The sequence below is a fragment of the Ancylomarina sp. 16SWW S1-10-2 genome (assembly GCF_009669305.1).
GTDB lineage: Bacteria > Bacteroidota > Bacteroidia > Bacteroidales > Marinifilaceae > Ancylomarina.
The window spans coordinates 51,572-65,539 of sequence record NZ_SADB01000007.1; the positions used below are offsets into that span (position 1 = coordinate 51,572).

The following is a 13,968-nucleotide window of genomic DNA, read 5'->3' on the forward strand; positions in this document are numbered from 1 at the left end:
TGATAATATAGATGTAAACCAATCTTTTGAAGACATTTAATGTCTTGAGAATTTCATATTTAATTTGAACTGTACCATAAGCAAGGATAAGCTCAATAAACTTTATAAAAGAAGATATTTTTTCCACCAGTATGAATATAACTAAATCTTGTCGCTGCTTCATTTACCTTTTCCGTATCTAAAAGGAGAGATATTCTATTTCAGTGCATTTTTACATTGGCTTGATAATAATGTATTATTAGCTGCCGATACACTTCCTTTTTTTCTTCTTGAACGAAAATTATGCCCCAAAAGTTCAATTTATGCCATTTTTCTCTAGTTGAGTAAGATTAATGCACACTATAATAGTGGTAAATTCCTCATCAAAGCCTTGTTTATCAGTAGATACAGCTGATTATTCCTTTGTAGAAAGTCTCCTGAGATTCACATATTTAATTTTTAGAAGTAAATAGGACATTGAAATTACAATTGTAAAAGGAAATTTATCTTAGTGGGGGAGTCATATGTCATTTCTAGATATTACAAATTTCATTTTATTGTGAATTTTAACAATTAGAGACAGGTTACATAAGTGAATCTTTAAGAATGTACAATTGTATATCAATGTTACAAATACAAGTGGCGAGAATGGGTTAGTTATGTAACATTAAACAAGTAGTGTTACGTTTTGCAATTACCTTCAAGGGGGTATAATTCAAGTATGGCATTTTATAAAACCCTCGTAATAGTTATTTATCTAAAAGTCTTAGTAATCACCTAATCAGTATCTTAAGCACTTAAATTAAAGTTATTATTTAATAACATGTTTACGTGTGTAACAAATGTGAAGTAGTATGATATAAACGAGCATATATCATGATTTAAGTTGCTTTATAACCAGTAATATATAACGTTTATCTAATCAAAAGCTTTATGCCTATATTTAAACTAATTATTTAATTGTATAATCTCTTTATTTATGATGTAAACAAGTTTATATAATTGAATCTACAGCCTTTAGGTATTACTTTTTGAATAGATACATGCCATAGATACATGCCATAGATACACACTTGTATACAATGTTTTATTGTATACAGACTACCTAACTAGTTAGGTTTTAGTAGGTAATTTCCTTCTGTTTGGTAATAATTATAAATACAAATGTAATTAGTGAATTTTGATAACATATGTGATTTTGATTCGTTTTATTTAGATTACTTTTGTGTACGATTAAAATTCTGATCTGTAAACATTAAATTTTGATAATTGTTAATTTTAAATTACATTTGTATTGTTGTTAGAATTAACACTTGTAACAACTCTTTGTAAACAAGATTATTTCACCCTTTTTGATATAAATTGTAAAAACATGAAAGATAGAATAATGGAATTGCTAAATACGGAAGGTTTAAGCGCCTCTAAATTTGCAGATATCATTGGTGTACAACGCTCTAGCATGTCTCATATCTTGTCGGGCCGTAATAACCCCAGTCTTGACTTTATTCAGAAGATTATGCGATCTTTTCCTGATGTTAGTGGTGATTGGTTACTTTCAGGTGGTGGTGAAATGACCAAAAATCAAGCTTCAGCTCCTTTGTTCCAGGAAACAATCAACGATGAAACGCCAGGATCCTATTCTGCTAATCAGCCTCCTAGACTTAAAAAGGAAGCGCCTACCAGTACGCTGAACAAACCTGATCAGAGTCCCAACTTAGATATGTCTGCATTTGTATCAGGCAAAAAAATTGAAAAAGTTGTTGTCTTCTATACCGACAAGACTTTTAAAGAATACAACCCTTCATAAATCAACTTTACAAAGCATTTTAGTAAGAATATTTAAGCCTTAGATCATGTGTCTAGGGCTTCTTTTTTGTGTCTTATTTGAATCTATTGGATTAGATTTATTTTAAAATCTTTATCGGGACTAAATATTCACTTTGTACAAGCTAATTTTTCACTTATCTTTGATCTCAATTTACTATTAAACAGCATTTGATGCTCAATAAAGCACTTATGCTTCCATTTTATATCCTTAAGAAAGTATGAAGAAACTAATTCAGGACTTTGAGCTTATTAAGTACAAAGAACTCAATTGTGAGCATTTTGTGCTCGATATTAAGGCTAAAGAAGCCTTACCTGAGATTCTACCTGGCCAATTTGTCAACGTAAAAGTCGATAATAACAGTTCGGTCTTTTTGCGTCGTCCTTTATCTATTCACAATGTAGATTACGAAAGAAACGTTATTCAACTCTTTGTGAAACGTGTAGGTGAAGGAACCAAGTCTTTGGGAGAGCTTAAAATTGGTGATACGCTTAGCGTGGTTTATCCTCTAGGAAACGCTTTCTCTATCCCTAAAAATGCTAAAACACTGCTTATTGGCGGTGGTTGTGGTGTGGCTCCTTTACTTTACCTATCTAAATTTTTACATCAAGCTGGCAACGAGGTAACTATCATTCTAGGTGTTCGTTCAGCTCACGATTCTGTTAGCCTTGAAGCTTACAAACCTTACGGACGTGTTTTAGTGACAACTGAAGATGGTTCTCAAGGTGAGAAAGGTTATCCTACTCAGCATTCAGTTCTAACGAATGAGAGTTTTGATTATAGCTTTACTTGCGGTCCTGAACCAATGATGAAGGCTGTAGCAGCTTATTCTAAGGCCAATGATGTGACTTGTGAGGTTTCGCTTGAAAACATGATGGCTTGCGGTTTTGGAGCTTGTTTATGCTGTGTTACAGATACCAAAAAAGGTAATAAATGTGTATGTACTGAAGGTCCTATCTTCAATATAAAAGACTTAAAATGGTGAATTTAGAAGTAAAACTTAAGGATCTGGTTCTAAAGAACCCCGTTATGACAGCATCAGGTACATTTGGCTTTGGTGAGGAATTTGCTGATTTTATCGATTTAAGCGATTTAGGCGGCTTTATTGTAAAAGGAACCACAAGACATCACAGAGAGGGAAATCCTTATCCTAGAATGGCTGAAACGGCATCAGGAATGCTTAACGCTGTGGGATTACAGAATAAAGGTGTTGAGAACTTCTGCAACGACATATACCCACGAATTAAGGATTATAAGACCAATGTAATGGTGAATGTTTCTGGTTCTGTGGTTGGCGATTACGTGGAAACGGCTGCTATGATCAATGAATTGGATCATATTCCTGGCATTGAGCTTAATATCTCTTGTCCTAACGTAAAAGAAGGCGGTATGGCTTTCGGAACATCGTGCGCTTCTGCTGAAGAGGTTGTCCGTGAGGTTCGTAAGGTATATAAGAAGCATTTAATGGTGAAATTATCGCCCAATGTAACCGATATTACTTCTATTGCTAAGGCTGTTGAGGGACAAGGAGCAGATTCTGTTTCGCTGATTAACACGCTTTTAGGAATGGCTATCGATGCTGAAACGCGTAAACCGCTTCTTTCTACAGTTACGGGTGGTCTTTCTGGTCCTTGTGTTAAACCTGTTGCGCTTAGAATGGTATGGCAGGTTGCTCAAGCAGTTGGTATTCCTGTCGTTGGTTTGGGTGGTATTATGAATGCAAAAGATGCTATCGAGTTCATTCTTGCTGGTGCAACGGCTATTCAAATAGGTACTGCCAACTTTATAGATCCACAAGTGAGCGTGAAGATTGTAAAAGGTATAGAAGACTATATGATTCGCCATAAGGTGAGTGATATTAATGATTTGATTGGTGCTATTAGTCTAGCATAGAATGATATACGCCATTAAAGAAATATTTCTTTAATAAAAAGTTTAATTAAAGAATTAATTCTTTAATAGAATAAAATAGGTTTACATGTGTAATTACACTTGTAAACCTATTTGCTTTTATTGGCTTTATTCGCTTAATTTGAACTGTCTAATTTTATAGACAATTAATTTCAAATACGACTCATTTACAATATGTTACACGGTCATGGCGACGACGCCTATTTATATAAACACGCTATTAAAGCGAATTTCTCGACAAATATCTGGTATGGTGGCAAATCTGAGAATCTAAACACCTTTATTAAAGATAATTTGGATAAGATATATGCTTATCCTGAGGCAGCTGCAGAAAGTCTTAACGATTTAATTGCATTAGATCAAAATGTCAGTTCAGATCAAGTTCTGACTTGCAATGGAGCTACAGAAGCCTTTTATCTTATTGCACAAGCCTATCATTCAAAGACTTCGATTATAATTACACCAACTTTTGCTGAGTATGAAGATGCTTGTATGGTCAATAAACATCAGCTTAATTTCATAAACTGGTCCAATTTGCAGTCTACCACCCTTTTTGCCGAGGGTTTGGTTTGGCTTTGCAATCCTAATAATCCCGATGGTCGTGTTGTTGAGAAGACTTTCCTAGAAACGCTTCTTAAAAACAATCCGAAGTCCACTTTTGTGATAGATGAAGCATATATCGATTTTACTGATGCTATTTCATCTGCAATCGATTTGATTGATAAGTACCCAAATTTGATTCTGGTGAAGTCATTGACTAAAAATTTCTCCATTCCTGGTCTGAGATTGGGCTATTTGATTTCAAACAAGGTAATGGTACAGAATATCCGATTTTTCAAGCCTCCTTGGACGGTTAATTCCATAGCAATTGAGGTTGGAAAGTACATTTTGCAAAGGAAACAAAGCTTTTTGCCTCCTGTAAAACAATACAAATCAGACCGAAAGGAATTTGCTGAAAAATTGGCTCAAATTCCAGCCTTGAAAATATGGCCTTCAGAAACGTCCTATTTTTTAATCGAACTAGAGAAATCAAGTGCTTCGGAGCTTAAAAATTACCTAATTTCTGAATTTGGACTCCTAATTCGTGATGCAAGTAATTTTCGAGGACTGAATGAGAAATTCATTCGAGTGGCAACACTAACAAAAGAAAAAAATCAACTTTTAATTGACGCACTGACTCAATGGAGCAAATTGAACTAATTATACTACCTCTTATTATAGGCTATATTTTGGATCTTATATTGGGAGATCCTCGTAATATCCCTCACCCAATTATTGGGTTTGGGAATATGATTACTCTTGGGACTAAAAAACTCAATCATGGTAAGCATCGTTTATTAAAGGGTGCTTTTATGAGTTTGAGTCTAATTCTACTCATCTATTTTTCCTTTTACTTTCTCTCAATACTTATATATGGTTGGGAGAAATGGGCTTTTATCATATTTACCTCCATTTTTGTTTTTTATGGTTTGGCTAATAAAAGCTTATTGCAAGAAGGCTACGAGGTCTTTAAAGAGCTTGAGGAGAAAGGTTTGGAAGCTGGACGGAAACGTCTGTCGTGGATTGTAGGTCGTGATACTAAAGATCTTAGCGAACAAGAAATACGTTTGGCGGTATTCGAAACACTATCTGAGAATCTTTCGGATGGTGTGGTTGCACCTCTCTTTTATTATGCCGTGGGTGGTTTGCCTGCTATGATGGCCTATAAAATGGTTAACACCTTGGATTCTATGATTGGATATAAGAATGAGAAATACCTCTATTTTGGTCGAGTTGCAGCTTATATCGATGATGTGGCGAATCTTATTCCTGCTCGTATTACGGCCTTTTTAATGGTGCTTGTTAGTCTGAGGTACAGAGGTTTTGTCTTTATATTTCGATATGGTCGTTCTCATATTAGCCCTAATGCGGGGTATCCTGAATCAGCCTTAGCAGGTATTCTCAACTGCCGATTTGGTGGTACTCATGATTATGGTGGAGATGTTGTTGTAAAACCTTATATCGGGGAATTGGATCGGAAAATTGAAAATTCGGAGATCAAACGCATTGCTTATATCAATCATGCTGTTTGTTTCACGACAATTATACTAATCATAGCTTTTTATCTAGCTATCAACATGCTACTCTAATAAATCAGTTAGATTTCACATCTAAAAGATCAGTATTTATCTTAAAATAAGGTCTTTCAAAACTTATAATTTACATAACTCGATGGCAACGATTTTCAACAAAAAAACGATCTTAAATCTCATTGATAGGTTTATGTTGTTGGCTTATTATGGTTCATTTTTTTTAGTCATCCATAAATACATCAACGAATACATATTTTACTTTTTCCCTATATTACTTTTTTTCACAAAAATGTATATTGGTAGGCTTAAAACACGCCACGAAAAGGTATCCTTTTTCTTTATTATCCTTCTTCATTTTGCACTAATATATACCGTTATAGCTGGTTTATAATTAGCATTATTTAGTTCGAAATATTTAAATTAACATCATGATTCATCTTATTACAGGCGGTCAACGCTGTGGAAAAAGCGAATACGCCGAACGATTGGTTCTCGAACAATCAGAAAACCCTATTTATTTGGCAACATCTCGTGTTTGGGATGATGGACATCGTGCACGAATTGAGGCACATAAAGCCAGACGTGGTAAGGAATGGGAGAATATTGAAGAAGAAAAAGCCTTGAGCTCTCACGATTTTACGGGCAGAGTTGTTTTACTCGACTGTATTACCCTTTGGCTTACGAATATCTTCTTTGACAATGGCGATCAGGACGATAAAACCTTGGAAGATGCTAAGGCTGAATTGGATAAAACCCTTTCTCAGGATTGTGATTGGGTTATTGTTAGCAACGAAGTAGGTTTAGGTGGTCATCCCGGTAATGCGATAGCCATGCGATTCAATGATTTACAAGGGAGAATCAATCAATATATTGCCCAAAAAGCAGATTTTGTGAGTTTGGTTATTTCGGGTATTCCTTTGGAAATTAAATCTCCTAAATAGGTAATAATGATTCATTTGTATAGGCTATTACAAGATTGATTAATTGACTTCCAACCCATCTCTTTTATTACCTTTATAACCAACAAAACAACTGACTAACAAAACCTAAACAAAAATGACCAAACTAAAAATCATCTTTCTATTAACAATTTGTATTAGCTTCTGTTTATTAAGCTCTTGCCGAAGAGTTGAGAAAAAACAAAGCCAAACTAAGGAAACCATCCGTGTAGGTGTTTTCGATAAAAATGGAGATAGTCCATGGTGTATTACCGATGCCTTGGAAGCTTTGCATATCGATCCCAATATAAAAGCTGAAGTGATTCGTGCTTCTCAAATTATGTCTGGCGAGTTAGATGGGTTCGATGCAATTGTATTCCCAGGAGGCAGTGGACGTGGCGAAACTCAGAGTATGGGTGAGCTTGGTATGGAAAAGCTGGTGAAAATGGTGAAAGAACAGGGTAAAGCCGTTGTTGGAATTTGCGCAGGTGCATATATTATGACCGAAACGCCTGATTATCCGAGTTTAGCCTTAAATGGCTGTGAAGCAATTGATATTGAACATGATCATCGTGGACATGGTTTGTCTAAGTTTTCATTGACCAAAGAAGGTCAAGAAATATTTCCTGAACTAAAGGATAGAAAAATCTCATTTTGTCAGTATTACGAAGGTCCTGTTTTGGTACCTGCCAAATCGGGTGCTAAATTTATAGAGTTGGCAACGATGCTCAGCGATGTACATACCGTTGAAGATTCACCTGCTTACATGACCAATAAGCGTCCTTTTGTGGTTGCTGCACAGGTTGGTATAGGAAGAGTCGCTTCATTTGTTGGTCATCCTGAATGTACGCCAGGTATGCGTTGGATGTTACCTCGCATGGTACGTTGGACCTGCAATAAGGAATTGATTTCATATCCTAAAAATGTGGTTCGTCCTGATTTTTTCAAGAATGAGATTATCTATACCAAAGAAATTAACGATTTACAGACTAAATACCAGAAGCAATTGAGCGGTACTAAAGCTGAAAAATTGGAAGGTATCGAAAAAGTGATCGAATTAGCTTGCTGGTCGTCTAAAAAATGGATTCCTGGTTTGCTTCGCGATAAGAATGCTATGGTGAGAGTGAAAGCTTCGTGGGCATTAATCCAATTGGAAAGAACCGATGCCATTCCCGATTTGGAAGCAGCTGTTATGACAGAGAACGATAAGAATATCAAAATACAATTGAAGAAGAATTTGAAAGCATTGAAAGCTATTTTAGGCACAAACAGCTAGCGAATAGCATGTTGTGAATAAATAAGCGGTCATCTCTATTGGGATGACCGCTTCTATTTTCCCGCAGATATAAAAGATAATCGCAGATTTGAGTATCTCCCAAAACGATCTCCACTAACAGATTAACAAACTTGTAAGCAAATTTTACAGATTCGCACAAATTCATTAAAGTTGATTTGGAATATCCTAACCATAAGCAGCTCCTGCAGATATGCTATCTGCAGGTTATGAGTTGGTGAGCTGTAACCGATTTTTGTATATTCTAAACTGTTAGGCTTGAAACAGATTAACAGATTTATTCCTGTTCATTTTGTTTCTCCTCCTTGGTTAAGGAGGAGTGCCTGAAGAATGAAGGCGAGGTGGTTTGTTGCTATTTTAGAAAACCAACATCGCGAGTAATATCACGAGTGAGTTTTGAGAAAGGACTTTTGCCTTTTGGAATATATTGTTATCTGAATCCTTTGGAGTTGAATTAATCCAACATTGTTGATTTTAAATTGATATATGAGATTTTTGAGATTAAAACAATAGGTTTTGAAATACGGATAGAACTTTTAATCCAGAATGGATTGCATGTCTATAGCCTTATGCGTTTTTTATAGTTCGACTCCTTCTGAGTCGTATTTATCCAATATTAATGATTTTCTAAAGATATATGAACCCTTCGGGTTCAATATGATGCCTTTTCTATGCAAAGAAATAAAGCTCCTCTGAATTTTCTACTATTAAAGCGTTTATCACTATTGGGATGGCCGCTTTTTGTATTACAGAATAAGCACCTATTTTCTTAAATTAGTGATTAAATCAGGAAAAAACTATTCAACCTTTATTATCATCTTATCGAAATTCATAGTCAATTTCTTCATATTAGAAATAATATCTTGTCCTATTCGTCCATCATATTCACTAACTTCTTCTAAATATAAATCAATCGAATTAAAATGTATTTTCTTAGACGTAAATTGAATGTCAAAATCAGGAATAGAGTATGAATCAATTTGTTTAGTACTACCAGCCCCTTGAAGATTGATCTGTTCAGTTTTAAGTTGAAGATTATCTATTTCACTTTTATGTTTTAGATAATATCTATTAAACAGACTTGTTCTATCTGATCCTGAGTCGAAATGAAACAAGAGACTATCATTTTTGTGAGTTGCCAATACAAGTAGATTTAGTTCATTTAATGCAAAGTTAGAGACACCTGTCAATTCTGGCTCAATTGGAATAATAAATTGATTATTGATATTATCAATTGTGAATTCACCTAACTGACTCATAACAGGGTAACCAATAATGGCATCCATGCTATAATCTATCTCGGCACTGTATAACATCGCGTCAGGAAATATAAGGAAGATGATATTTTCAAATAGAATGCTACCTAAATACATTGATTTAACAACACCTAAGGAAACCTTAACGTCATCTGTTCCCGTACCTACATTAATTGTACCTTTTAATTTTGTAACACCAACCTTTTTGGCAAAACTATCAGACATGAGAGATAAGTTCGCTCCCGAATCGAATATCATATTTTTTTCTATATTACTTATTCTAACTGGAATGCGTTGTAAGTTTGCTTTGTCTCGAACAATAGGTAATACAACAACATCGTCCTCATTTTTTGTAATTATTTGATTTGGTATTTGTTTTAAGATCCTGCAAATATCTAAAGTATTTCGTATATCATTTAAAATTGATGGTTTTAGAACTTTTGAATAATGCTTTATCAATTCTTCACCAACAAGACTTCCTTTCTTATATTCAAAAATCTTTAAATATAAATTTAGTTGTGTCTGCAATACCTTCGCTTTAAGTGAATCGCTTAACTTCGGTCCATAATCTTCTAATAATTCTTGGAAATTGTTCAGTGATTCTGCATTCTTATTAAAAGCATTATTAATTATTCCCGAAAAGTACAGGTAATCTTGTTTTAATAATTTAGTTTTTGAAGTTTCAAGTTCCCTTTTTGCTTCGAAGAAATTAAGTGACTTAAGCTGTTTATCAATTTCATTTTTAGACTGAGTACTGTGTGAAGAACATGATGCTAAAACGAATACTATTAACAAATAAACAATAGATTTCATAGTCTGTTTTATTTAGAGTTTCTATTTTACTAATTAAATTTACAAATCAGATTAAATACGTTGTAATTCACATGTATAATAATCATTCTATTTTGTTTTTGATGTGTTTGTATTTAACGACTAATGTAGATAATTTTAAGACGCTATATAAATATGATTAGGAATAATATTGAGTATTCATTTTTATAAACGTATAGGAGTTCCATGTGAGTTGTGTTAGAGTTGGGATTGTAAATTTAACAAAATAGGAGAATGTTAATTAGTGGGAGCTTAATTATTTTGAGATTACTTCAATCGCTTAGGCTCGCTCGTAATGACAATGCTGTTTTTTATTGAGAACCTCACAAAAAAAAGTGAGACCCTCAAATTCTTATTCCGTCATACTCTAGTTATAAGCAAGCTGCAAATGTCAGGGTATGACTAAAGATTGTCAATTCGGTCGTATCAAGAATAAAGAAATATGTCATTGAGAAAGCGAGGAACGAGCTTGTGGCAATCTCATGATAAATGCGCAGTGATTGTATTAAGTTGAGTTTTTTTTATTGAGAGATTACTTCAATCGCTTTGGCTCACTCGTAATGACAGCTGTTCTTTATTATTGAGCGCCTCACAAAAAATGAGACAATCAGTTAATACTTCTGCATACAAAAAAACATATTCTTTAGCATCTTAATTTCACTCTTAATTTTCTAACGAACTTTCCCTTTTTGTGTAAATTGCGAGCCTTACAAAACAAACTACATTTTATGCAAAATTTCCATATAGAAAGCTTATCGACCGAGCTTGATGATAAAATATTAAATAAAACCAACACAAAAACGAAACCATTAGGATCATTGGGAATTCTTGAGCGTATTGCTTGTAAAATTGCTAAGATTCAAGGAAGTCTGAATCCTGAAATTACAGAACCAACAGTTATCGTATTTGCTGGTGATCATGGCATTGCGGACGATGGTGTGAGCTTTTATCCCAAATCGGTGAGTTATCAAATGCTCTATAATTATATGGGTGGTGGAGCAGCTATTAATGTTTTTTCACGTCAGCATGGTATTAATTTTAAGGTGGTTGATGCAGGTGTCGATCATGATTTTGAACCTGATTTGAATATCATCAATCGCAAGGTGGCTTATGGAACAAAAAACTATCGTTTTGAGTCAGCCATGACCAAAGAACAATGCCTTGAAGCTATTGAAAAAGGAGCCGGTATTATTGAAGATTGCCATAATGAAGGCTCTAATTTTATCGCTTTTGGCGAAAAGGGAATTGGTAATACCTCTTCGGCAGCACTTATTCTAAGTCTTTTGGGAAATATTCCTTTGGAAGATTGCGTAGGACGAGGAACTGGACTTGATAAAGCAGGTGTGAAAAGTAAATATGAGCTGCTAAACGAAAGTCTTTCAAAATATACAGGTAAAAAAGACGACGCACTGGAAGTGATGACTTATTTTGGTGGTTTCGAAATAGCCATGATTATGGGTGGCATGTTAAAGGCTGCCGAGTTAAAAATGACTCTTTTGATTGATGGTTTTATTATATCATCGGCGTTGTTGGCGGCATCTAAAATCGATTCTAAGGTTTTGGAATATTGCTTGTACGCACATAAATCTAACGAAAAGGCTCACATTAGCATGCTTAATATTTTTGGTGCTGAACCAATTATGGATATCGACATGCGATTGGGAGAAGGAACTGGTACTATGGTTTGTTACCCTCTTGTAAAATCGGCAGTTCTGTATTTTAACGAAATGGCATCCTTTGAAGATGCTGGCGTAAGCGAAGCCGTTGAAGAAGCTACAGTTTAAAGTATCAAGGTTAAAGTAAAAAAGGCGTTGCATTGAGCAAAATCGAATGTTCGCTGGATAAAAGTTAAAATACGAGTCGCAAAGTCTATTTTTAAAGCAAAATATCTATCTTAGATATTACTTAAGAAAATTCTTACACAAATACATATAATATGATACAATATAATATAGAAGCACTTAGCACAGAAAAGGCTGAAGCACTTCAACATAAAATCGATTTAAAAACAAAACCACTTGGTTCTTTGGGTAAACTGGAAGATATGGCCAAACATATTGGTTGTATTCAAAATACCTTGAGTCCTGAACTTAAGAAACCAGTTATAATGGTTTTTGCTGGCGATCATGGTATTGCTAATGATGGCGTAAGTCCTTATCCACAAGAAGTGACTTGGCAAATGGTTGCTAATTTCATAAATGGCGGTGCTGCTATTAATGTTTTTGGCAAACAACATGGCATCGATATTCGTATTATTGATGCTGGTGTTAATTACGACTTTGATAAGAGTTCTGGCGTTTTAAATGCCAAAATTGCGCACGGAACAAAATCTTATCTAAATGAGTCAGCCATGACGACTGAGCAATTTGAAAAAGCGATGAAGCGAGGTTCTGATTTGGTAGAACGTATTTACTCCGAAGGATCTAATATTATTGGATTTGGCGAGATGGGAATAGCGAATACGTCATCGGCTGCTGTTATTCTTCATCTTCTTAGCAATATAGAGCTTAGTGCTTGTGTTGGTCCTGGTACTGGATGGGATGAAAAAGGTTTGCAACGCAAATACGAAATTCTTGGTCGTGCCCTTTCAAAATATCGTGGAAGCAATAAGGCCGAGGATGTTTTAACCTACTTTGGTGGTTTCGAAATTGTAATGATAACTGGTGCTATGCTTAAGGCAGCAGAGCTAAAAATGATCATTATGGTAGATGGCTTTATTATTACATCGGCTCTATTAGCTGCTTCAAAAATGAATGCTAATATTTTAGACTATTGTATATTCACACATAAGTCGCAAGAAAAAGGACATCAATTAATGCTAGATCAGCTAAAAGCTGAACCCCTATTGGATATGGGTATGCGATTGGGTGAAGGTACAGGTGCTGCTGTTGCTTATCCATTAATTCAATCGGCTGTCAACTTCCTTAACGAGATGGCTAGTTTCGAAGATGCTGGTGTTAGTAATGCCGACTAATTAAATTTACAATGTGTAATTAGTGATTAAGAATTTTCAATTGATAATTATTAATCACTAATTATTAATCAAACTTTCATGTTTAGAGAACTCAATATTTTTTTTACTGCTCTTTCCTTTTTTACTAGAATTCCTTTTCCCAAATGGGCCAAGTTTCAAAAAGAATACCAATACGAGGCTGTCAAGTACTTTTCAATTGCAGGTTTAATTATTGGTGGACTTAGTGGTTTGTTATTTGCCTTATGCAATTGGCTTTTACCTTTCAACATCTCCCTTATTCTGTGCATGGTATTTACAACCTTTTTAACAGGTGCTTTGCACGAAGACGGATTTATGGATGTATGTGATGGTTTTGGTGGTGGTTGGACCAAGGAACGTATTCTTGAAATTATGAAAGACTCTCTAGTAGGAGCTTATGGTATTTCGGGTATTATTTTTATAATTATGACACGTTTCTTTGGTATGCAAGCCATTTCGGCCAGTTTACTTCCAATCGTTTTAATTATTGCTCATTCATTTAGCAGAACTTTAGCGGGTAGTTTGGTAAATAGTCATGTTTATGCTCGTGTCGAAAACTCTAAGGCTAAGGACTATACGCACAAGTTAAGTACAGGAAATCATTTATTCTTATGGCTAACAGGTCTTTTGCCTATTTTCCTTTTGCAGGATATTAAATATTTCTTAATTATTATTCCAGCTTTCTTGGCTAAATATTTATTAGGTCGATTTTTCCAAAAGAAGATAGGTGGTTTTACGGGAGACTGTATTGGTGCAACTCAACAAATTGTAGAAATTGTGATTTATTTGAGTTTTTATATCATAACAATGCATATATAAAGCCTATTTTTAATGTGAAAACTAATAAAAGTCACCCGAATAGGTGGCTTT

General features: G+C 34.6%; 11 protein-coding genes. 10 read left to right on the forward strand and 1 reads right to left on the reverse strand.

The annotated features are described in order from the left end of the window. Positions 1–1,351 precede the first annotated feature (1,351 nt). The 7 genes from EMN46_RS07260 (at position 1,352) to EMN46_RS07290 (ending at position 8,001) form a co-directional block, all read left to right on the forward strand. Positions 1,352–1,786, forward strand: coding sequence for a helix-turn-helix transcriptional regulator (locus tag EMN46_RS07260; protein WP_154200135.1), 435 nt, complete (start codon positions 1,352–1,354; stop codon positions 1,784–1,786). 238 nt (positions 1,787–2,024) lie between these two features. Beyond that, positions 2,025–2,789, forward strand: a complete 765-nt coding sequence (locus EMN46_RS07265) for a dihydroorotate dehydrogenase electron transfer subunit (RefSeq protein WP_154200136.1) — start codon at positions 2,025–2,027, stop codon at positions 2,787–2,789. Further along, complete coding sequence (locus tag EMN46_RS07270; protein ID WP_154200137.1) at positions 2,783–3,697, forward strand: dihydroorotate dehydrogenase; 915 nt, start codon at positions 2,783–2,785, stop codon at positions 3,695–3,697. The genes EMN46_RS07265 and EMN46_RS07270 overlap by 7 nt, the downstream gene beginning before the upstream one ends. Before the next feature lie 192 nt (positions 3,698–3,889). After that, the gene (locus EMN46_RS07275) at positions 3,890–4,915 is read left to right on the forward strand and encodes a histidinol-phosphate transaminase (protein WP_154200138.1); all 1,026 of its coding nucleotides are present in this window, start codon (positions 3,890–3,892) and stop codon (positions 4,913–4,915) included. Then, positions 4,897–5,844, forward strand: coding sequence for an adenosylcobinamide-phosphate synthase CbiB (gene cbiB, locus EMN46_RS07280; RefSeq protein WP_154200139.1), 948 nt, complete (start codon positions 4,897–4,899; stop codon positions 5,842–5,844). The genes EMN46_RS07275 and cbiB overlap by 19 nt, the downstream gene beginning before the upstream one ends. A gap of 371 nt (positions 5,845–6,215) precedes the next feature. Further along, entirely contained in the window at positions 6,216–6,728 is a 513-nt protein-coding gene (locus tag EMN46_RS07285; protein ID WP_154200140.1) for a bifunctional adenosylcobinamide kinase/adenosylcobinamide-phosphate guanylyltransferase, read from the forward strand. Between the two features lie 115 nt (positions 6,729–6,843). Beyond that, positions 6,844–8,001 (forward strand): biofilm PGA synthesis protein PgaB, encoded by a 1,158-nt coding sequence (locus EMN46_RS07290; RefSeq protein WP_154200141.1) that lies wholly within the window; start codon positions 6,844–6,846, stop codon positions 7,999–8,001. Between the two features lie 815 nt (positions 8,002–8,816). Here EMN46_RS07290 and EMN46_RS07295 read toward each other — a convergent pair. Further along, positions 8,817–10,088 (reverse strand): retropepsin-like aspartic protease, encoded by a 1,272-nt coding sequence (locus tag EMN46_RS07295; RefSeq protein WP_154200142.1) that lies wholly within the window; start codon positions 10,086–10,088, stop codon positions 8,817–8,819. Positions 10,089–10,834: 746 nt separating this feature from the next. On the opposite strand from EMN46_RS07295, the gene cobT (EMN46_RS07300) reads away from it, so the two are divergent. The 3 genes from cobT (EMN46_RS07300) (at position 10,835) to cobS (ending at position 13,917) form a co-directional block, all read left to right on the forward strand. Then, the gene (cobT, locus tag EMN46_RS07300) at positions 10,835–11,890 is read left to right on the forward strand and encodes a nicotinate-nucleotide--dimethylbenzimidazole phosphoribosyltransferase (protein ID WP_154200143.1); all 1,056 of its coding nucleotides are present in this window, start codon (positions 10,835–10,837) and stop codon (positions 11,888–11,890) included. Between the two features lie 152 nt (positions 11,891–12,042). Then, positions 12,043–13,080 (forward strand): nicotinate-nucleotide--dimethylbenzimidazole phosphoribosyltransferase, encoded by a 1,038-nt coding sequence (cobT, locus tag EMN46_RS07305; RefSeq protein WP_154200144.1) that lies wholly within the window; start codon positions 12,043–12,045, stop codon positions 13,078–13,080. Positions 13,081–13,158: 78 nt separating this feature from the next. Further along, positions 13,159–13,917 carry an adenosylcobinamide-GDP ribazoletransferase gene (gene cobS, locus EMN46_RS07310; protein ID WP_154200145.1) on the forward strand — a complete coding sequence of 253 codons (759 nt, stop codon included), beginning with the start codon at positions 13,159–13,161 and terminating at the stop codon, positions 13,915–13,917. The last annotated feature ends 51 nt before the right edge of the window (positions 13,918–13,968 follow it).

Bases quoted from the DNA above. Each gene is read 5' to 3' on its own strand.
- cbiB (WP_154200139.1), top strand. From the start codon at position 4,897: ATGGAGCAAATTGAACTAATTATACTACCTCTTATTATAGGCTATATT.
- EMN46_RS07270 (WP_154200137.1), top strand. From the start codon at position 2,783: ATGGTGAATTTAGAAGTAAAACTTAAGGATCTGGTTCTAAAGAACCCC.
- EMN46_RS07290 (WP_154200141.1), top strand. From the start codon at position 6,844: ATGACCAAACTAAAAATCATCTTTCTATTAACAATTTGTATTAGCTTC.
- EMN46_RS07285 (WP_154200140.1), top strand. From the start codon at position 6,216: ATGATTCATCTTATTACAGGCGGTCAACGCTGTGGAAAAAGCGAATAC.
- EMN46_RS07260 (WP_154200135.1), top strand. From the start codon at position 1,352: ATGAAAGATAGAATAATGGAATTGCTAAATACGGAAGGTTTAAGCGCC.
- EMN46_RS07295 (WP_154200142.1), bottom strand. From the start codon at position 10,088: ATGAAATCTATTGTTTATTTGTTAATAGTATTCGTTTTAGCATCATGT.
- EMN46_RS07265 (WP_154200136.1), top strand. From the start codon at position 2,025: ATGAAGAAACTAATTCAGGACTTTGAGCTTATTAAGTACAAAGAACTC.
- cobT (WP_154200143.1), top strand. From the start codon at position 10,835: ATGCAAAATTTCCATATAGAAAGCTTATCGACCGAGCTTGATGATAAA.
- cobS (WP_154200145.1), top strand. From the start codon at position 13,159: ATGTTTAGAGAACTCAATATTTTTTTTACTGCTCTTTCCTTTTTTACT.
- cobT (WP_154200144.1), top strand. From the start codon at position 12,043: ATGATACAATATAATATAGAAGCACTTAGCACAGAAAAGGCTGAAGCA.
- EMN46_RS07275 (WP_154200138.1), top strand. From the start codon at position 3,890: ATGTTACACGGTCATGGCGACGACGCCTATTTATATAAACACGCTATT.